Annotated in this window: 18 protein-coding genes and 3 pseudogenes; 9 read left to right on the forward strand and 12 right to left on the reverse strand. The window is 59.2% G+C overall.

The features are described from left to right. Positions 1 to 5 precede the first annotated feature (5 nt). Positions 6 to 188 (reverse strand): hypothetical protein, encoded by a 183-nt coding sequence (locus EV561_RS37410; protein ID WP_165927991.1) that lies wholly within the window; start codon positions 186 to 188, stop codon positions 6 to 8. Between the two features lie 10 nt (positions 189 to 198). Between EV561_RS37410 and EV561_RS31910 the strand changes: the two genes are divergently transcribed. After that, complete coding sequence (locus tag EV561_RS31910) at positions 199 to 666, forward strand: ATP-dependent Clp protease proteolytic subunit (protein WP_132527927.1); 468 nt, start codon at positions 199 to 201, stop codon at positions 664 to 666. A 423-nt stretch (positions 667 to 1089) separates the two neighbouring features. On the opposite strand, the gene EV561_RS31920 is transcribed toward EV561_RS31910, so the two are convergent. From EV561_RS31920 to EV561_RS31935, 4 genes are all read right to left on the reverse strand, one after another. Beyond that, positions 1090 to 2073: an ABC transporter permease gene (locus EV561_RS31920; RefSeq protein ID WP_132527928.1), complete on the reverse strand. Its 984-nt coding sequence runs from the start codon at positions 2071 to 2073 to the stop codon at positions 1090 to 1092. After that, complete coding sequence (locus EV561_RS31925; RefSeq protein ID WP_132527929.1) at positions 2070 to 3065, reverse strand: ABC transporter permease; 996 nt, start codon at positions 3063 to 3065, stop codon at positions 2070 to 2072. The genes EV561_RS31920 and EV561_RS31925 overlap by 4 nt, the downstream gene beginning before the upstream one ends. Continuing rightward, positions 3062 to 4600: a sugar ABC transporter ATP-binding protein gene (locus tag EV561_RS31930; RefSeq protein ID WP_132527930.1), complete on the reverse strand. Its 1539-nt coding sequence runs from the start codon at positions 4598 to 4600 to the stop codon at positions 3062 to 3064. Before EV561_RS31930 ends, EV561_RS31925 begins: the two co-directional genes overlap by 4 nt. Positions 4601 to 4677: 77 nt before the next feature. Continuing rightward, positions 4678 to 5817: a sugar ABC transporter substrate-binding protein gene (locus EV561_RS31935; RefSeq protein WP_132527931.1), complete on the reverse strand. Its 1140-nt coding sequence runs from the start codon at positions 5815 to 5817 to the stop codon at positions 4678 to 4680. A gap of 226 nt (positions 5818 to 6043) precedes the next feature. Between EV561_RS31935 and EV561_RS31940 the strand changes: the two genes are divergently transcribed. From EV561_RS31940 to EV561_RS37670, 3 genes and pseudogenes are all read left to right on the forward strand, one after another. Next, a complete protein-coding gene (locus EV561_RS31940) occupies positions 6044 to 7048 on the forward strand; it encodes a LacI family DNA-binding transcriptional regulator (protein ID WP_132527932.1) in 1005 nt (334 codons plus the stop codon). 12 nt (positions 7049 to 7060) lie between these two features. After that, positions 7061 to 7180, forward strand: a pseudogene (locus tag EV561_RS31945) (type II toxin-antitoxin system VapB family antitoxin); the annotation flags it as partial. Next, positions 7177 to 7576, forward strand: a pseudogene (locus EV561_RS37670) (type II toxin-antitoxin system VapC family toxin). The pseudogenes EV561_RS31945 and EV561_RS37670, both read left to right, overlap by 4 nt. Positions 7577 to 7729: 153 nt before the next feature. On the opposite strand, the gene EV561_RS31955 reads toward EV561_RS37670, so the two are convergent. Then, positions 7730 to 8737 carry a zinc-binding dehydrogenase gene (locus EV561_RS31955; RefSeq protein ID WP_132527933.1) on the reverse strand — a complete coding sequence of 336 codons (1008 nt, stop codon included), beginning with the start codon at positions 8735 to 8737 and terminating at the stop codon, positions 7730 to 7732. A gap of 93 nt (positions 8738 to 8830) precedes the next feature. Here EV561_RS31955 and EV561_RS31960 point away from each other — a divergent pair, with 93 nt between their 5' ends. Continuing rightward, on the forward strand, positions 8831 to 9751 hold the full coding sequence (locus tag EV561_RS31960) for a LysR family transcriptional regulator (RefSeq protein ID WP_132527934.1): 921 nt from the start codon (positions 8831 to 8833) through the stop codon (positions 9749 to 9751). A gap of 285 nt (positions 9752 to 10036) precedes the next feature. Here the strand turns inward: EV561_RS31960 and EV561_RS31965 are convergent, their stop codons facing one another. Then, positions 10037 to 10942, reverse strand: coding sequence for a LysR family transcriptional regulator (locus EV561_RS31965; protein WP_132527935.1), 906 nt, complete (start codon positions 10940 to 10942; stop codon positions 10037 to 10039). A 182-nt stretch (positions 10943 to 11124) separates the two neighbouring features. Here EV561_RS31965 and EV561_RS31970 point away from each other — a divergent pair. Beyond that, a pseudogene (locus tag EV561_RS31970) lies at positions 11125 to 11855 on the forward strand (SDR family oxidoreductase). Between the two features lie 15 nt (positions 11856 to 11870). Here EV561_RS31970 and EV561_RS31975 read toward each other — a convergent pair. After that, on the reverse strand, positions 11871 to 12764 hold the full coding sequence (locus EV561_RS31975) for a LysR family transcriptional regulator (RefSeq protein WP_165927993.1): 894 nt from the start codon (positions 12762 to 12764) through the stop codon (positions 11871 to 11873). A 135-nt stretch (positions 12765 to 12899) separates the two neighbouring features. Between EV561_RS31975 and EV561_RS31980 the strand changes: the two genes are divergently transcribed. The 3 genes from EV561_RS31980 (at position 12900) to EV561_RS31990 (ending at position 16384) form a co-directional block, all read left to right on the forward strand. Then, positions 12900 to 13952 (forward strand): aldo/keto reductase, encoded by a 1053-nt coding sequence (locus EV561_RS31980; RefSeq protein WP_132527937.1) that lies wholly within the window; start codon positions 12900 to 12902, stop codon positions 13950 to 13952. 789 nt (positions 13953 to 14741) lie between these two features. Beyond that, on the forward strand, positions 14742 to 15641 hold the full coding sequence (locus EV561_RS31985) for an SMP-30/gluconolactonase/LRE family protein (protein WP_132527938.1): 900 nt from the start codon (positions 14742 to 14744) through the stop codon (positions 15639 to 15641). A gap of 32 nt (positions 15642 to 15673) precedes the next feature. Beyond that, entirely contained in the window at positions 15674 to 16384 is a 711-nt protein-coding gene (locus EV561_RS31990; RefSeq protein WP_207910629.1) for a TetR/AcrR family transcriptional regulator, read from the forward strand. A 488-nt stretch (positions 16385 to 16872) separates the two neighbouring features. On the opposite strand, the gene EV561_RS38130 is transcribed toward EV561_RS31990, so the two are convergent. From EV561_RS38130 to EV561_RS32010, 4 genes are all read right to left on the reverse strand, one after another. Beyond that, a complete protein-coding gene (locus tag EV561_RS38130) occupies positions 16873 to 17133 on the reverse strand; it encodes a hypothetical protein (protein ID WP_245513126.1) in 261 nt (86 codons plus the stop codon). A gap of 57 nt (positions 17134 to 17190) precedes the next feature. Then, the gene (locus tag EV561_RS32000) at positions 17191 to 17733 is read right to left on the reverse strand and encodes a DUF433 domain-containing protein (protein ID WP_132527939.1); all 543 of its coding nucleotides are present in this window, start codon (positions 17731 to 17733) and stop codon (positions 17191 to 17193) included. A gap of 228 nt (positions 17734 to 17961) precedes the next feature. Beyond that, a complete protein-coding gene (locus tag EV561_RS32005) occupies positions 17962 to 18237 on the reverse strand; it encodes a hypothetical protein (RefSeq protein WP_132527940.1) in 276 nt (91 codons plus the stop codon). A 122-nt stretch (positions 18238 to 18359) separates the two neighbouring features. Further along, on the reverse strand, positions 18360 to 18740 hold the full coding sequence (locus EV561_RS32010; protein WP_132527941.1) for a DUF6481 family protein: 381 nt from the start codon (positions 18738 to 18740) through the stop codon (positions 18360 to 18362). Positions 18741 to 18887: the final 147 nt, after the last annotated feature.

The following is an 18887-nucleotide window of genomic DNA, read 5'->3' on the forward strand; positions in this document are numbered from 1 at the left end:
CTGGTTCAGCTTTTCCTTGGCATCCTCGCCGGCCCCGCAATCTCAATGCCGAGATTGCCGATCAAATAGCCAAGAGCATATTTCTGTTGCTTGTGGTCCTGCCCGAGCGGGTGGAAGTGCCGGGCGATGCGATCGAGAGGAGCATGCTCCCAGTCGAACAGCAGCGGGCCGGCCGTGCTTCGCTTCAATTGATCCCCAATAGCCGTCCAACAGTTCGATCGCAAAAGGCCGATCCATCTCTACATCAATTCCCCAGGTGGCGTCGTAACCAGCCGTCTCGCGATGTACGATACGATGCGTTACATTCACGCCCCGGTGCATACACTGTGCATGGGAACCGCCCGCTCGATGAACTCGTTGCTGCTGATGTCCGGCCATCCGGGCGAACGCACTGCGCTTCCCAACGCCAGCATCCATGTTCATCAGCGGCTGGGCGGGTTCCGGGGACAGGCATCTGACATGCTGATCCATGCAGAGGAAATGCAGAAGACCAAGCATCGCATGACACGGCTTTACGCCGAGCATTGCGGTCGCACCTACGAAGAATTCGGGCAGGCCATGGACCGCGATCGCTTCATGACGGCAGAAGAGGCATTGGAATGGGGCCTGATCGACCGCATTCTGCGGGTTCGGGAAGATGCCACCAACCACCTCGGCACGACGTGAAACAGGCCCGGCGGGATTCGACACGACCGCTATTTCGCGAACGCACCTCATGCGCGGGTTTCGGCCGAGCCTTCAGCTGCTTCTTGAGGAGAGCCGAGCTGGTGGCACTTCATTCCCCATGACTAACACATAGCTATTATTTGATTCAATCGTAGGAACTATTATGAGATCACTAAGAGTTTGCAATCACTTAAGTGTGGTATGCGATCCGAAACCCGAGTGTGTATCGCCAATGCGGCCCGGATCTGCGAACGCAGGACCTTGACCTCTGGCTTCCTCAGCGAGCGACCGTCGACGTCCTCAGTGCTGCGGATCCCCATCGATCCAGCCTTTGAGGCGCTGGCCCGCGGTCTTGCACTCGAGCTGTCTTCAATACGAGTGGACGCATTTCTCCCGGCCCAATCGAGACCCCGATCGGGGGGATCATGCCAGCTTCTGCCGGCCGTAGAGCAGCAGCATGCAGATGATCACTACGCCGTAGATCAGCTGTCGCCCAGCCTCCTCGATCTGCATGACCGACAGGATCGATTGCAGCAGTGTGATCAGGACGACGCCGGCGATTGTTCCGAGGTAGGAGCCCTTGCCGCCCAGCACATGGGTGCCCCCGAGAACGACCGCCGCGATCGACGGCAACAGATAGGCGTCTCCCATCGACTGTGAGGCTTTGGACGCATAGCCGGCAAGTAGGACGCCGCCAAGCGCGCTGAGTGCGCCCGATATCACAAAGGCGAGCATGGTGACGCGGCGGGTATCGATTCCAGACATATAGGCGGCGCGCTCGCGATTGCCGATCGCATAGAGGGAGCGACCGAAGGTCGTCCGCGTTAAGAGAAAGATTGCCGAAATGCCGATGATGAGCCAGACGATCACGCCGTTCGGCACCGAGGGGATGACATAGCCCGTCGAGATGAAGCGCATGGCCGGAGAAGCGGAATCCTGTGGCGAGAAACCGCCAGTATAGACGACCATTAGGCCCTGAACGACGGCATTTGTTGCGAGCGTGATAATCATCGATGGAATGCGCAGATAGGCGACGGCTGCGCCGTTGAAGGCGCCGATCACGGCACCGCAGAGAATACCGAAGGGAATGGCGAAAGCCGACCCCGCTGTCCCGTAGGCCGTCGCCGCACAGGCCATCATCGCGCCTGCCGTCACGACCCACGGCACGGAAAGATCGATCTGCCCGAGCAAGATCACCATCATCATGCCCGTCGCGATGACGCCGAGGAAGGAGGCGACCTTCAGCTGCTGCAGCAGATAGTCTGGAGATAGGAAATTGCGCGAATAAAGCGAACCGCCGAGCAGCAGCAGGATGATGCAGCCGAAGGCGATCGCGACGGCCGGATCGATACCGCGCAGGCGGGCGGGGATCAGGGATTGCCGCATGGCGGATGCATCCTCACTCATTGAAACCATTCCAGCCTGTTGCGCACGCGCGCCAATCCGATGGAGCCGATGCTGATTGCCACCAACAGCACGATGCCCTGGAAGAGCGGCTGCCAGAGCGGATCGAGATCGAAGACGAAAAGCAGATCGCCGATCGTGCGGAAGGCGAGCGCCCCGAAGACGGCGCCGATCGCGTTCCCCCTACCGCCGGCCAACGACACGCCGCCGAGCACGACAGCCGCGATCGAATAAAGCGTATAGGCATTGCCGCTCGCGAAGGCAGCCTCCCCCGTATACGAAAAGAAGGTGAGATAGAGCCCGCCAATCGCCGATAGCAGGCCGCCCAGCGCATAGGCGGCAAGTTTTGCCCGTTTGATCGGCACGCCGGACATGAACGCGGCCGTTTCGGACGACCCCGCCGCATATGCCGCGCGACCCAGGACCGACCGGCTGAACGGCACCCAGATAATCAGGATCGTCAGTGCCAGGACGACGAGGCTCGCCGGGATCACACCAAAAAGCTTCGAGGTAAAGGCGTCCGCCAGATCCTCGTTGACCGACCCACCGGGTGACGGCCGTAGCAGAAGCGCCAGGCCGAAGAAGATGGCGCTGGTCGCGATCGTCGTCACGATCGGCTGAAGCCGGCCGAAGATGATGATCAGACCGTTCAGCAAGCCGCAGGCAAGGCCAGCCAGAAGAACTGCGATGACGCCGATTCCCGTCTGCAGCGGCGAGCCGACGACAAGCCAGGACGCAAGGCAATTGCACAGGACCAGGATCATGCCTGCCGAAAGATCGATGCCCGCGGTGATGACGACGAAACATTGCGCCATGGCGACGAAGGCGAGAAGCGTCGCCTTGTTGGCAGCGGTCTGCACGACGTTCGGTGTAAAGCCTGCCGGATGGTTGCTGACATAGACGATGAACATCACCACGAAGAGCACAGCGGCCAGAAGCGTGCCCTTGTGCTGCGCATACCAGAACCGCCAGTCGCCGGGAGACGTCTTGTTCATTGTCCGATCCTTTGTTCCTCTGCATGCGCATTGACGTTGAGCGCACTGCCGATCAGTTCGCGTTCGTTGATCTCGCTGCCCTGGAGTGTGCGCACGATGCTGCCGTCATACATAACCAGCACCCGGTCGCAGCAGCCGATCAGCTCGTCGTAATCCGTGGAATAGAAGAGGATCGCTGCGCCGGCATCCGCGAGCCTGCGCAACAAGGCGTAGATCTCCTGCTTGGTGCCGACGTCGATGCCACGGGTCGGATCGTTGAGGAGAATGATCTTCGGCCGGTTCATCAGCCATTTTGCGATAACGACCTTCTGCTGGTTGCCGCCCGAGAGCGCGCCGACGGGCATGTCAATTGTTGTCGCCTTGATCGCTAGCAGTTTCACGAGTTCGTCGATCCGCTCCTCTTCGGCCGCGCGGTCGATGATCCCGCTCTTCGAGACGCTGCCAAGTGCTGCAATGGAAAGATTTTCGCGCACCGTCATCGGCAGCATCAGCCCCTCTGTCTTGCGATCCTCCGGGATCAGCGCGACCGAGGTTTCTCCCGATTTCGCTTCCTTGGGGCTCTTGAACATGGCCGGTTGGCCGGCGACATTGATCGTCCCGTTGAGATCTCGAAGCACGCCGAAGAGTGCCAGCAGCAATTCGCGCTGACCTTGCCCGTCCAGCCCGCCGATGCCGATAATCTCGCCCGGGCGGATATCGAAGCTGATATTGGAAAGGCGATCGGCCCAAGACAGATTCTTGCAGGACAGCACGGGCGCGCGGTTGGCCATGTCAGAGGGTTTAGGCGGGAACACGTTGGTATATTCGCGGCCAATCATCAGCTCGACCACCTGCTGATCGGTCTTGGTTGCGGCCGGATAGGATTCAATGCTGCGGCCATTGCGGAACACCGTACAATCATCCGCCAGCGCGGCGATCTCATGCATCCGATGCGAGATATAGATGAGCGCCATGCCTTCGGCACGCAGCCGCTTCAGCACGCCAAACACCTTCTCGACATCGGACTGAGTCAACGCGGAGGTTGCCTCGTCGAGGATCAAGAGACGTGGCCTGCGAGCAAGCGCCTTGGCGATCTCGACCATCTGGCGGCGCGATAGCGGTAGGTCCTTCACGAGCGACGACGGGTGGATGTCCGACGCTCCAGCGCGCGCTAGCGCTTCCTGCGCGATGGCACGCTGCCTGCGCCTGTTGATCATGCCGAAACGCAGCGGCGGATTGCTGATGACGATATTGTCGGCGACCGAAAGATCCGGGATCAGCGATAGTTCCTGGAAAACGCAGACGATGCCTGATGCCATCGCTGCAGCAGGCGTTGGGAAAGAGACCTCCCGGCCATCGAGCAGCATTCGCCCCTCGTCGGGCGCAACCACGCCAGCCATGATCTTGATCAGTGTCGACTTGCCGGCGCCGTTTTCTCCCAGAACGGCATGAATGGCACCTGACCGGATCGAGATGCTGGCGTCCTTCAAGGCGACAACACCGCCATATCGCTTGGATATGCCGTCCATCCGGAAAAGGGGTTCAGATAGGTTCAAGCGTCCATCTCCCGCAGTCATATGAAGACAGTGCGGCGGGCGAAAACGCCCGCAGCCACCATGGCAGATGAAATGGACTACTGATTTTCCTTGCTCTGCCCCATGATCTCTTGGGCGGTGAAGTTGATGCCGCAGGTCGGGAAGGAGTTGCCGACGAAGAAGTTGTCGGATTGCTTCGGATAATAATCCTGACCTTCCTTGAAGTCCGGATCGGAAACCAGCGCCGTCGGAAGCTTGATCGCCTGTGGGATCACCTGGCCTTCAAGTGCTGCAATCGCGGTCTTGATCGCAACGGCGACCTGAGCCGGGCCGGTGCCGGCCGAGGTGCACTTCAAGCCGTCACCGGCATGTGCGGCGCAGAACTTGCGGAAGCCGTTCTCCGTCTCGCCGCCAAAGGGAACGAAGGGATGCTTGGCATCGATCATGGCCTGGACGACGCCTGTGTCGCCACCCTGTGCAGTGACGCCGTCGAACGGACGGTTCGTCGCGATCGCATCAGCCGTTGCCTTCTGGGCAACGCCGTCATCCCATTTGCCGACAACTTCGGTCACGCTGAACTTCTTGCCGGATGCAGCCAGTGTCTCCTTGATGCCGTCGTGGCGGTCGGTATCGACCGAGGTGCCGGCAACGCCCCGCACTTCCAGTACCTTGCCGCCATTCGGCATATGCTTGACCAGCCAGTCGCCCCAGATCACGCCGAGGCCCTTCTGATCGACGTTGACATTGATCGCCTCCTTGGTGTCGAGCGTGTTGTCGAAGGCGACGAGCACGACGCCGGCTTCCTTGGCGCGCTTGATGACCGGGCCGAAGGCTGTCGGATTCTGCGCATCGACGACGACGGCGTCGTAGCCAGCGTCGATGAAGTTGTTGATAGCGGAGATCTGGGCCGGAACGTCCTCACCCGTCGAGACGACCTTGAATTCCTTCAACTTCGCTTTGACATCAGGCTGTGCAGCATAGGCCTTGGCCGTCTGCACCATCTGGATGCGCCAGGTATTGGCGATGTAGCCGTTGGCAAGCGCGATCCGGTAGGGTCCTTCCTTCTTCGGAAACTGCAGGAACTGCGTGTCGGATGCCCAGGGCGTCATGCATTTCGGGTCGGCCGCCGGACCGGAAACGACCTTCGGCGCGGCATTGGCTGCGGTGCAGAGCAGAGCGAGCATGGTCACGGAAAGGCACGCGCGCCCGATGGGCTTTGCCTTCAATCTCTTAAGCATGGATGTCCTCCTCCTCGAGCGGACCAAGTCCGCCCCTCCAATATGAATTGATTGGCATGCTTGCTTGGTCCGGACGGCTCCATTCCCATCCACATCCGGAACAATAAAAATGTATCATAGTAGACAGCGCTGTCAATTTCTATTTGCTAGCGCTGTCAACTATGGCATAACTATATTTATTCTATTCGCTACTGCAGCAATATAGAATTTTGGGGAAAATTATTCCATGCGCCGTGTAACATTGGACGATGTTGCAAGTTTCGCCGGTGTCAGCCCGATCACGGTGTCCCGGGTGTTGCGTAAACCCGATGCTGTCTCCGAGCCGCTTCGGCAGCGCGTCAACGCCGCTGTCAAGGAGCTCGGCTATGTTCCGAATGTCGCCGCAAGCAGGCTGGCTTCGGCTCGCACACATACAATCGGCGTGATCGTTCCGACACTCTACAATGTCATCTTTGCCGAATATCTGCTGGCGCTGCATGAGGTGCTGGTCGATGCCGGCTTTCAGGTCGTCGTCGTCAACAGCCGCTATTCCGAGATCGAGGAGGAAAACGCCATCAAGGCTCTGCTCGGCCAGCGGGTCGAAGCAATCATCATCGCCGGCATTCACCACACCGCCCATGCCCGCCAATTGCTTGAGCATGCGAACCTCCCTGTCGTCGAAACTTTCGAACTTTCGCAGGATCCGATCGATATCAATATCGGCATGTCGCAGGAGAGCGCCGGACAGGCAGCGACGCAGCATCTGATCAAGCGCGGTTTCAAACGGATTGCCTTTCTGACCGGCAATCTCGATCATCGATCCCAATCACGCCTCGAAGGTTATCACCGGGCGATGCGCGAGGCCGGCTTCGAGGGTTTCGAACTGGTAAAGCAGAAGCCACGCCACAGCGCCATAGCGCTCGGCTCGACGCTTTGCGCTGAAATGCTGAAACGCGGCAACATCCCGGAAGCGATCTTTTGCACCGATGACAATCTCGCGCTCGGCGCCATGCAGGAATGCCGCAAACGCGGCATCGGCATACCAAGCGATATATCTGTCATCGGCTTTCACGATCTGGAGTTTGCCGCCTGTGCCTCTCCTTCGCTGTCGTCGATCGCCTCCCGACGCTACGAGACAGGCAGGCTCGCCGCCGAAAAGGTGCTTTCCGCAATCCAAGCTAGCAGCCGCCCGGGGGGAGAGCGGATCGATCTCGGTTTCGAAGTGAAGGTGCGAGAGAGCACGGGTGGTTGAGGCAACAGCGGGATTCGTCAAGCGCTGCAAACTCTTGTTCACGTTGAGTCGGGAAGGCGTCTCATTGCGCTTGGAGGAACCATGCCCGATGCCGAGGCAGTCCCACGCCGCCGGAACGCGGCGGCGAAGTGATATTAGCGGACACCTCCATCTGGATTGATTATTTTCGTCAAGGCGATACCGAGTGGCGCACGATTATCGAGGAGGACCGTCTGCTTTGCCACCCAGCCGTAATCGGCGAACTGGCCCTCGGCAGCTTCAGAAATCGCGGCAGGATCATCGCTTTTTTTGGCAGCCACGCACGACGAAGTCATGATGGTGATCGACCGCCATAGCATTTTCAGCATGGGTATCGGCTATACGGTTGTCCATCTGCTGGCATCGGTCCTGCTTGACCACCGCGCAGCCTTGTGGACAAGAGACAAGCGGCTTCAGGCAGCCGCAACCGCCGACCCCGTCGTCAGGCCAATATGTTCGCGCCGAATCTGCGTGCCCGGGCAGCTACTTGCTCTCGAATGTCCGGCATGAGGACGCTTCCAGCAGGCGCCTTTCAGGCACCGACGGTGGCCTAGCTGCGGCAAGTTTCGAAGCGCTCAGCCAGTCCAGTTCGGTGCGTGCCGACGAAATGATGCTAGCGTAGAGGACCGGGAGCATTTGGCGGCCATATGGCCGCGCCGAATCTCAACTAGAAATGTCAATCACGATCTTGCCCTTTGCCTGACCTGCCTCATACTTCGCGTGCGCAGCGGCGACGTCGGCAAGGCCGAACGGCTCGCTGTCCAGGCGCGGCGTCAATCTCCCCTGCTCGGCCATGGCGGTGATGATCTCCATAATCTCGGCGTGCCGCTCTATGCCCACGCCGTACATAATCGGCAACAACACCAGGACCATGTGCAGATTGGCGCCCTTGAGATAGAGCGGCGCCAGATTGTGTGATGCGGCTCCGACGACGGTGACAATATCTCCGGCAGGCTTGATCATCTGGAATGCCGCATCTAGGGCCGCTCCACCCACAGTATCGAAGATCACATCGAAGCCGCGCCCCTGCGTGTGCGTCGAAACGATGTCAGCAGCCGCTGCCCTCGAAAGATCGACGCATGCCCGCGCGCCCGACGCCATGGCGACCTCCGCACTTTCAGCCGAGCGGGTAACGGCAACGACGTGGGCACCTGCGGCCGCAGCCATTTGAACAGCCATGTGTCCCACGCCCCCCGCTCCGCCCGTGATCAGGACCCTGCTTTCCGGGGTGACACGGGCCTTGTCGAACAACGCCTTCCAAGCGGTACTCGCCACGAGCGGAATTGCCGCTGCGGCTCGGAAATCGAGATTGGCGGGCTTTCGGGCTAAGAAGGCCGCATCATACACAGCATATTCGGCTAGGCTTCCGGGCACGTCTCCATTCGGGCCGCTGAAGCCACCAGCAAAGCCGAAGACCTCATCCCCGACGTTGAACTTGCTGACCCCTGCCCCCACCTGGTCGACAACTCCGGCGAAGTCGGTCTGCAGGATGGCCGGGAACTCGCGGGGCGTCATCGGCAGGCGGGCTTTGCGCACCTTCGTGTCGATAGGGTTGAGGCCACTGGCCATGATCCGCACTCTGACCTGTCCAGCTTGGGCCTGTGGGGTTGGAACCTCGGTAAGCTTCAGGACGTCGGTTCCGCCCTGCTCGGTTGCGATGACAGCCTTCATGATGAGATCCTTTGTTTTTAACGTTCGATTTCCCTGTTTTATTACAGGCAAAACCAGCTATAAACATCAGAAACAAGAAGAGACTATTTCTCCATGAAGAATGATGAGCGCTTGCTGAGCAGAGTCGTTGGCCTTGAAGAATTCTTACGCGTTGCGGAAACGTTGAGCTTCGTACGCGCTGCCGAAACCCTTGGACAGGCGCCATCCGCTGTTTCGAAATCGGTGCGCAAACTCGAGCAGAGACTGGGGGGCCGCCTACTGCATCGCACCACCCGTAACGTGTCTCTGACGGACGAAGGTACGGAGTTCTATGGACGGGCCAGAAACTGGCTCGCCGAACTGGATGACATGCAAGCAATTGTCCGGAGCGAGCCCGGCGGACTGACAGGTGTAGTGCGCATAGACATGCCGACTACACTTGGTCGCGCGCACTTCATGACTCATCTTGCGACCTTCATGCAAAGGCACCCGAAGCTGAAGGTCGAGCTTCGTATGCACGACAACTACATCAACCTGATCGCCGAAGGCGTCGACATGGCGATCCGTGTCGGCCAACTGAGCGATTCCGGTATGATCGTCAGGCCGCTCGGCCAGATCCGTCTCGGCACTTTCATTTCTCCTCGATATGCCGAGATAGCCGGTATGCCTACTCAGATCGAAGATCTAAAGGATCATCGTCTTCTGGCCTTCGTGACCGGTAATGGTCGCACGCGCCCTATCGCGTATAGTTCGGGACGACGTGAGATCAAACTGGACACCCGCAACGCTGTGGCCACGTTCACCAACGGCGAGGCCATGATTGACGCCGCCATAGCTGGAATCGGCATTGCCCAGACCCCGGCACTTTATGCCCGCAGGGCGCTATCTGACGGGAGCTTGATCCAGATCTTCGATGGGCGCGACGCGGGAAGTCTGCCAGTTCAGATCGTCTACCCATCGCAGCAACAGGTGGCGACAAGGGTCCGCGCCTTGATAGATCATCTCGTCGAGACGATGACCGACACATGGGGCTGACATAGCCTGGACACGGCTTGAATATGTTCAAGCCGTGCGCAATGGCGACCGCCGCCCTATGGCACAGAGGCAGTGTGACAACAGCAATGTCCGTTTCGAGGTGCATGCCACAATGGCGTTTATGACGGGCATGCGGGCGTAAAGCCGCTCAATTGAACAACCAAAACCAGAGCCATCTGGACCACCATCGCAGGCAGATCGAATTTCTTGATCTCGGACGAAGGTCCGATTTTGACTTTGGTGGCCGAAGGAGAACTCAAATGGTCCATGTGCGATTTGCGTAGACTATCGCAAGCGCAGGTGCGGCTCGTCTTTGAGCAGGCCGGCGACGAAATCAACGAAGACCTTGATCGCCCCCGTCATACGGCGCGTCGTGGAACTGACGGCCTGTATTGGATAGAGCCGCGGCCTATAGCCCTCCAACACTGACACCAGCCTGCCGGCCTCGATGTCGTCGGCAAACATCCAACTCGGCCCCTGGGCCAAGCCCATCCCTGCCAGCACTGCCGCATGGACGCTTTCAGGGTCGTTGGTGCGGAGCGGACCGAAAGGTGGCACGACCACCGGACCTTCGGGACCTTGGAATTTCCAGGTCTTGGAATTGCCCTGGAAGGTGAACGGCAGGCAGCTATGGTTTGTCAGGTCATCGAGGTTGGCCGGTGTGCCATGCTCTGCAAGGTAGGCAGGGGAAGCGACCACCGCGGCCTCCACGCAGCCGATCTGACGCGCGAGCAGGCCGGAATCGGGCAACTCGCCAATGCGAATAGCAACGTCGACACCGTCCTCGATCAGGCTAACATAGCGCTCCGAAACCTCCAGATCGATCGTCAGGTCCGGATAACTGGCAAACAGAGCCGGCAGGCGTGGCGCTATCAGCCGATTGGAAAACACCGGCGAGCACGTCACCCGCAGCCGACCCCTGGCAGAGACCTCCCCCGAGCGTATGCTCGCCTCCGCCGTTTCCAGATCGCTGAGCATACCGATGGCGAAGTCGTAGAATTCCCGGCCCTTGTCGGTCACGCTCAGTCCGCGCGAACTGCGCCGGATCAGCAATGTGCCCAAGTGGGCTTCCAATGCCGCGACTTCTTTGCTGACGGTTGACTGCGCCACACTCTCCGCCTTGCCGGCGCGTGAAAAGCTTTCGGTTTCCACGGTGCGCACGAACAGCCGCATCCTTTTGAGCTGGTCCAATTTGCCGTCTCCATTCGCCGATATCAAACCAGAAAGAACATGAATCGGAATAAAAAAGAAGACTGATATTCCAGAATGGAATTCAAGCTATTCGTTCTAGCTGAATTGGAAATCGCCACCCAGCCCGTAAGTAAGGGCATTCCCGGCCATTGCCGGGCATGCAACCAGCGAAAGAGGCCAAATTGTCCAGATTGAGTGGAAAAGTCGCCGTCATTACCGGGGGAACCTCCGGCATGGCATTGGAAACGGCAAAAGTCTTCGTCGAGGAAGGAGCCTATGTCTTCGTGACCGGCCGGCGCCAGGATGTGGTCGATGCAGCCGTCGCCTATATTGGAGAAAACGTCACCGGCATTCAGATGTATCCGACCCTGCCGATCTCGATCGCCTGTTTGCCACCGTCAAGGCCGAGAAGGGCCATATCGACGTGCTGTTTGCCAGTGCCGGCGCCGGGCATATGGGCGAGCCCGTGGCAAGCGTATCGCCCGAACTGGTCGATCGCACCTTCGACGTCAACGTAAAGGCCGTGCTGTTCACGGTGCAAAAGGCCCTGCCACTGTTTCGCGACGGTGGATCGATCATCCTCAACAGTTCCATCGCGCATTTGAAGGGCATGCCAGGCGCCAGCGTCTATAGCGCCAGCAAGGCGGCCGTCCGGGCCTTCGCCCGCGGCTGGACGATGGAGCTTAAGGATCGCGCCATCCGCGTCAATGTCATCAGTCCTGGCCCGATCGATACCCCGTTCACCCAGCCCGCGCCGCAGGGTTGGAAAGATGCGATGACGGCCATGGTACCGCTCGGGCGCTTCGGTCGTCCGCGCGAAATCGCCACGGCCGCGTTGTTTCTGGCCTCCGAGGATTCCAGCTTCATCACCGGCATCGACCTGTGTGTCGATGGCGGGCTGACCCAGGTCTGACCGGCATCAATCGCCTCAGCCGCCCAGTTCCGCTATCACCTGCGCCAGCACGCTAGCAAATCCAACAGTCGGGCGGCGCTCGGGAAAGTAGAGGCAGAAGCCCGGACTGGGCGGCATCCAGTCGCTCAGAACCGGAACAAGCCGCCCGGAGGCGACATAGTCGGCAATTTCGGCTTCGGCGACATAGGCAAGGCCCACCCCCGCCAAGGCCGCGCGGGCGATCAAGCCATGATTGTCGAGACTGAGCGACCAGGGCGCATTGACCTGCATGGCTTCCCCATCTTTCTCGAACTCCCATTCATAGGGTGCCCCGCTCGGCCAACGGATGCGGATGCAATCATGCTCACCTAGCTCATTGGGATGAACCGGGCGCGGACGGGTTTTGAAATAGTTCGGCGATCCAACCACCCGGTAACGCAGCCTCTGGCCCAGAGGAACGATGGTCATGTTGGGCGGAACAGCGCTCGCTATGCGCACCCCGGCATCGAAGCCCGCCTGCACGATATCCACCAAGCGCCCCTCGGTCACGATATCGACCTTCACGTCGGGATAGCGGCGGATGAATTCGACGATGAAGGGAACGAGAATCTGATGCCCGCCGGCGATCGAGCAGTTGATCCGCAATGTGCCTTTCGGACTGCCGCGGTGGCTACGGGCGGCTTCGGTAGCGGCGTGGATATCGGACAGGGCCGGAGCGATGGCGCGCACGAGGTCATGGCCGGCCGCCGTCAGGCCTACCCGCCGGGTGGTCCTTTCGAAAAGCCTGACCCCCAGTTCATCCTCGAGCCCGGCCACAGCATTGCCGATGGCGGTGGGAGAAATGCCCAGGTCCCGAGCCGCGGCGCGAAAACTGCCTCGGCGGGATATCGCCAGTATGGCTTCGAGTTCGAGGAGCTTGGCTGGTCGCATTATCTCAGTTTCCGTTACTCTGAAATCTGTTTTATCGCAATTGTTGCGACGATCAATTTCTCCTAGATGAGATGGTAAGGGCCAACGGCCGGGTTTGCACTGGCTGTGTGCTGCATCTGCGAGGAAGCAACCGAAATGACCTTCACTTCCGATGATATTGCCGGATCGGCCCGTGTCCTGCTGGGCCATTCCGATCTGGTCGTCCGTCCAGTCGGGCTGGGCTGCATGGGCATGTCACAATTTTATGGTGAGGCCGATGACGCGCAGTCGGCCGTAACCATCCGCGAGGCCCTGGATTTGGGCGTCGACTTCATCGACACCTCGGATATCTATGGCGCCGCCAATATGCTGGTGGGCGCCGAAAACCGCGGCTTCGGACACAATGAGCAATTGATTGGCGGAGCCATCGCCGGGCGCCGCGACCAGGTGGTGCTGGCCACCAAATTCGCCGTCAGGCTCACCGATGACGGCAAGAGCGTGCGCATCGACGGACACCCCGATTATGTCATCTCCGCCTGCGAGGCGAGCCTGCGCCGTCTCGATGTCGAGGTCATCGACCTCTATTATGCCCATCGCCTGGATCCGAACGTGCCGGTCGAGGATACGGTCGGGGCCATGGCCCGGCTTGTCGATCAGGGCAAAGTGCGCGCCATCGGCCTCAGCGAAGTAACCGTGGCCCAGCTACGCCAGGCCCATGGGGTTCACCCCATAACGGCACTACAGTCCGAATATTCGCTGTGGGAGCGTGGCGTCGAGGCGGAAATCCTGCCCGCCTGTCGTGAGCTGGGCATCACCTTCGTGCCATTCAGCCCACTCGGGCGATCCATGTTGACCGGCGCGGTCAGTGCCAAGACGCGCTTCGCCAAAGGAGATTTCCGGATCACCGATCCGCGCTTTTCGGCCGAAAACCTCGCCGCCAACCTTGCCCCCGTCGAGGTGCTCACGGCGCTGGCCAAGAGCAAGCACTGCTGTCCTGGCCAACTCGCGCTCGCCTGGCTCCTGGCCCAGCCCTTCGACATCGTGCCAATCCCAGGTACCAAGCGCGTCGAATATGTGCGCGAGAACCTTGCTGCGACAAACGTCGCCTTGAGCCGCGACGAGATTGCCTATCTAAATCGCATTTTCGCGCCGGATCGCATTGCAGGAGAGCGTTATGCCCCCAACGATCCCGGTCGCAGCAGGGATTAAGGCTGAAACTACCGGGAGATTGAGGTCAATGCTCGAGAGGGAGCAGTTGACCATTGAGAAAGATAGAGGCTTGTTGCTGTGCTTATAGATTGTCCGGCATCAATCTCTGCTCTTGGCAATTCGTGCAGCCAAGCTAAATGGCCGAAATGAAGGCGCGAAGCAGTCGTCCTGCGCTTAGCGCTACGCCGCTTTTAAAGACGAGAAGCTCGCGAGCGTCGCGAGACCATCGCTATCGCGACATGCAAGCGGCGATATCGCCGCTGTAGAGCTTCAGTCTCTTCCGTGTGTCACCGCGAGAGGCGACAAATCGGTGGGCATGCTATTGTCAGCCATCTCGGGATCCGACCGCAACCTGCTTGAGATCGCGACGCGGCTGGAGGATCTCATCCAACGGGAGAGGCAATGAAATTCTCCCGCGGAAGGGCGAAGCCGGGAAAAGCATTTCTGACCGGTTGTTCGCTCTGAGCGACGCATCAGCTTAGAGTGGCGTGCCCATGACAGCCATTCGAATTGCCACCCGCCAATGTGTTACGCAGTAGCTGCGCATCCTTGCCACCATCCTCTTTTTCATCTCACAGAATGTCGCATGACGCATGAAGTACGTCGAGGCAGGCCGTTGCGTCCTCGTGTTACGGGGATAGCGTTGCTTGGCCAGAAACCCTGGTTATGGGTACATTGCCCGTATAATCGCCATAAGCAGCTTTCGGACCACAAGCTTTGCGCCTCGCGTCTCCCATAGTGAGCCGGCAAACCCTGGATCGAAAACAAGCAGCATCTTCAGAGGGTAAAATGAGATCAATAGTTTTTGGACTGCTCGCGATCATGATGATTTCGACCGGCGCTGCGGCAGACGATGTCAAGGTCATCAATTCGGACGCCTGGTTCCCCGAGGGCCCGATCTGGTATCATGACAAACTTTACTACGTTGAATATGGCCGCCAAACCGTTACGACCTGGGACGGGAAAAAGAACGACATCTTCTGGAAGCAAGATGGTTGCGGCCCCTCGGCCGTCCTACCAAATACCAAAGGCGAATTCCTGGTCACCTGCTACGATTCCAATTCGATCGGGCACATTTCGGCAGACGGGAAAACACTACAACCCTATACGCAGGATCGGGATGGTCACCCCTTCATCGGGCCGAACGATTTCGCGCCGGACAAAAAGGGCGGTGTCTATTTCACCGGTTCAGGAAAAGGCGGTCCCTTGATCGATGCGTCGGCCTATTACATTGGGCCAGATGGCGTGGTGACCAAGGTCGCCGACAACCTGCACAACGCCAATGGTCTCGTTTTGTCGAACGACGGCAAGATCCTGTATCTCATCGAAACCGAAGACAATCGTCTGATTGAATTCGATGTTCGCGAGGACGGATCGTTGGAAAACAGACGAGTTTTCCTTCGCCTCGACGATCTGTTTCCGGGCGCACCGCATATTTGGCCTGATGGCGTGAAGATCGACAGTAAGGGTGACATGTACATTGGACAAAGTCCCCGATCGCTCGACGCACCCGGCAAAATCATAGTCGTGGACGCGAACGCAAAGCTGCTGCGGACGCTTTCCGTTCCGTCCCCGTCGATGCCGAACTTCGCCTTCGGGCCGGATGAAAAGACCCTCTACGTGATGGCGCTCGACCAGATTGATCAGGCGCCGTGGCGCGGCAAGGTCTACGAGATTCCGACCCGGTAAAAGCTGACGCTGCGGTGGTTGAGATCTCTGGATTGGCTACGGTCAGTCCCACCATCCAAGACAACTACCGCAGCGGATCGTCTGGGCTGTGTGTCAAATTCGGATATACTTCTATAAAGAAAAAAGAAATATTTTTCGAACAGCTATATAATTCGAATAGATCGCGCGGGCGGCCGCGAAACTTCGACGAAGGCGAAGCGCTGGGCAAAGCGACGCAGATCTCCTGGTCGAAAAGCTACGATGGTCGCGATCGACGATCTCATCGCGGGCATGGGTGTGGGACGCAAGGCCTGTATTCTGTCTTCGGGGATAAGCGGACGCTCTTCCTGCGCGTCCTTCGTGCCTATGCTGAGCGGAAGGGCGCCGGCGCGGCGAAGGCGCTCTTCTCGCCGTCGGCTCTTCGTGACGCGATCGCCGGCTTCCTGAGGGACGCCGTGGAAGGGTCCGTGCCGGGATGTCTGATGGTGTGCGTCGCGCCCCTCGTGGATGACGCTGAGGTCAGGCAGTTCCCGACGGACGCCGCCGTCGGGGCCGTAGCGCTGGTGGAACGCCGTTTCTGCAATGGGATCAGCACGGGAGAGATCCCGTCTAACTTTTCTGTCACCACCCGTGGGCCGACGATGCATACGCAGTTAGGTGCGCCGCGTAAGACGCTTCTGAGAGATGCCGAGGAAGCGGCCGAATTGGTGTTCCCGCCCCGCTTCAAGGGACGGGTTCGGGATGGGAAAGACATGACACGCTGACGAGGCCGTCCGGATTTAGCCCGCGTTGTGGACGTCAAGCGGGTCGCACTTGAAATAACTCTCGGCCATAAGCTATCGGTCAGTCCTTGCCCGGAATAAACGGGGTTCTTGTAGCTGATGATCGGCGTGCTCATCACGTCCGATTATCCGTCAACCGTTAAGCCACGAACAACGTGACAGCTCCGCTTCCGCGCCATGTCTTCATCGGAGAGCGCGCTGGATTGCGGGCGTTGACGCAGCGCCACGCGTGGGATCGCCTTTTCCTCACTCGGAAGCGGGGCCTTCGAAAACATATCGAGTTGCGAATCCATTCCTGCTCTCATCGCTTGATCGCATAAGAGGTAGTAGCGCTTGGCATCTATGCAACGATTGATCTAGGTGTTGCCAATGTATGGCCGCCATCCCCTAAGTATCCAGAATCTCGGGAGGCGACTTGAACGGATTGAGGATCCGTACCCCACGTCCCGCGAAATCGGAGACGTTTCGCGTCACAACCACGAGACCGTGGACGCGTGCCGTCGCCACCAGAGCAATGTCCCAACGGTCTTTGTTTTTGTGCCGAGCAGGCGTGTCCATTTCGCCACGATTGGCCCATCAATCGGAATGATGCGATCAGAGAATGATTTCTCGAGCGCTTCGATGCCATCAAGAATCCTGTGCGCGCGTTCTGGCTCCCGCTTCATCAGGGCCTCGGCTCCCCGACGTTTTTCGAACAGCGTGGCGCCACACTCAGTCGCACCGATGCACATTTTCGTGCCCACCGTGCTTCAATTCACGGAGGACATTTTCATCCAATAGATAGAACGTCACGGAATGGGCCTTGGCTCGACGTCGCCTAAGTCACCGTCGTCATCGAACGCACCAACGTCGGCTAAAGCGGCCAAAGTGGTTTTCAGGCTCTTCGTTGGGTACGGACGCCCTCGCTTCGGATAAGCCTTGGCATACTCGACGGCCGCATCGATCTGGTCGCGCGTCAGGGAGGGAAAATCCGTGAGAATCGCATCAACAGCCTGGTCGCGTGCCAAAGCAGCGATCAGATGCGCCGCGACCGTCGTACCGCGGATAACCGCCTCGCCTCGGTCGCCCTTGCTGTCAATCCCGTCTCTCACCGCCTCAAGTCTCGCCATTCGGTCTTTAAGATCGGTGTCAATTTGTGCGAGATCCAGTTCCAACCTTCCGAGTTGGAACTTGTGAGCACCATTCGGCAATTTTCGCAGGGCACCGTAGAGCCGGCGCCGTCCGGCTGGCGTCAGATCCTTGTTGAGTTCATCGGCAAGCCGCAAAAAGCGTAGTTCAGCCGGGCCAAGCAGCCTGCTTGCAAGGATCGAGGTTCGTCGCGCTTGAACCATATCGAACCTCCGGCCCGACAATTAGGAAATTCGTCTGAGGCAAACGTCTACGCCAACCGGACAGACAAACCGATGGTACTGAGCGAGGACGGCTTGCCTTACCCTGAAGATGGATCGCCCTTTCAGAAAAGGCGTCACGGCCGGGACCGCGCCGGTACCGACATTAGGATGATCCTGAGCTAGAAATACGAGAGACGTCAGGGCCTTGAGATGGCCCATGACTTCGCGTCAGGCCCGGTCAAATGTGAAGGATGTCAGCAGCGTCGTGACGAAGTTGCTCGCCTTTTCTTTAACGAGCACCTCAGTCCATTCGTCCGTTCCGCGCAGCCGCAGGTCTGTATAAATGCTGTCGACCGCTCCCTCTTCAATGCGCTTGATGTGGTCCATAAAGGCCTGCTCCCCGTCCGCATGATACATGTCCCGAATGACCATCCTCAGGATTTCCTGCATCGCAATCTGCCAGGCCGTATTGATTGCCTGTAGCTCACCCGTATTTTCTGTCATGGAAACTCCTGTGAGACGAGATGGCATATGCCATCCCGGAAAGGCCTGGTCGCTCATACGGCAATTCCGCGTCAACCAGCCTGGAGTGTTTGATCGGTCACGTGTGTCGCCGATCCAGGAACCTAAGCCTGTCTTGCTTTGCGATTGGCGTAGCGCCGATCGCGTTCAGCCTTTCGCGCCGCCTCGTCCTCGACCACGCGTGCGATGCGGTTTTTCTCGCGAGCATCGCGCGCTTCAGTCTCGGCTCGGGCTGCAGCCGCCATGGCGGCCTGCTGTTCGGCTGCCTCGGTCACCAGGCGCTCCGACTCCTCGAGCTTCACCCGTTCGCGCTCAAGGCGCCGCTCTTCCCTGGCGCCAGCGATGGCCATACGTTCCGCCTGCCTTGCCAAGTTGGTTAGCTCCGCCGCGGTCTTTGCAGTGCGATAGGCATTCAGGAGAGCAGTCTTTGCATCCGCTGATGCCGTGCGGCGATCGGAGAGTTCATTGTTTCTAGCGTTCTTCAAACGTTTGTCCTTGGATTGTGTTGCCGAAGAGGTCAGCGGGTTTTCGCTCGTTGGGCGAGCAGCGAGGCTGTCGCTGTCGCACGGTCGTGCACTTCTTTTGCCAGCCGTGCTTCGCGAAGCCGCAGGGTCTTTTCCTCGCGGGACCGG

The sequence above is a fragment of the Rhizobium sp. BK376 genome, assembly GCF_004341625.1.
Taxonomy (GTDB): Bacteria; Pseudomonadota; Alphaproteobacteria; order Rhizobiales; family Rhizobiaceae; genus Rhizobium.

Coding starts and splice junctions, on each gene's coding strand:
- EV561_RS31920 (WP_132527928.1), bottom strand. CDS start 2,073: ATGAGTGAGGATGCATCCGCCATGCGGCAATCCCTGATCCCCGCCCGC.
- EV561_RS31925 (WP_132527929.1), bottom strand. CDS start 3,065: ATGAACAAGACGTCTCCCGGCGACTGGCGGTTCTGGTATGCGCAGCAC.
- EV561_RS31935 (WP_132527931.1), bottom strand. CDS start 5,817: ATGCTTAAGAGATTGAAGGCAAAGCCCATCGGGCGCGCGTGCCTTTCC.
- EV561_RS31940 (WP_132527932.1), top strand. CDS start 6,044: ATGCGCCGTGTAACATTGGACGATGTTGCAAGTTTCGCCGGTGTCAGC.
- EV561_RS31955 (WP_132527933.1), bottom strand. CDS start 8,737: ATGAAGGCTGTCATCGCAACCGAGCAGGGCGGAACCGACGTCCTGAAG.
- EV561_RS31960 (WP_132527934.1), top strand. CDS start 8,831: ATGAAGAATGATGAGCGCTTGCTGAGCAGAGTCGTTGGCCTTGAAGAA.
- EV561_RS31975 (WP_165927993.1), bottom strand. CDS start 12,764: ATGCGACCAGCCAAGCTCCTCGAACTCGAAGCCATACTGGCGATATCC.
- EV561_RS31980 (WP_132527937.1), top strand. CDS start 12,900: ATGACCTTCACTTCCGATGATATTGCCGGATCGGCCCGTGTCCTGCTG.
- EV561_RS31985 (WP_132527938.1), top strand. CDS start 14,742: ATGAGATCAATAGTTTTTGGACTGCTCGCGATCATGATGATTTCGACC.
- EV561_RS38130 (WP_245513126.1), bottom strand. CDS start 17,133: ATGTGCATCGGTGCGACTGAGTGTGGCGCCACGCTGTTCGAAAAACGT.
- EV561_RS32000 (WP_132527939.1), bottom strand. CDS start 17,733: ATGGTTCAAGCGCGACGAACCTCGATCCTTGCAAGCAGGCTGCTTGGC.
- EV561_RS32005 (WP_132527940.1), bottom strand. CDS start 18,237: ATGACAGAAAATACGGGTGAGCTACAGGCAATCAATACGGCCTGGCAG.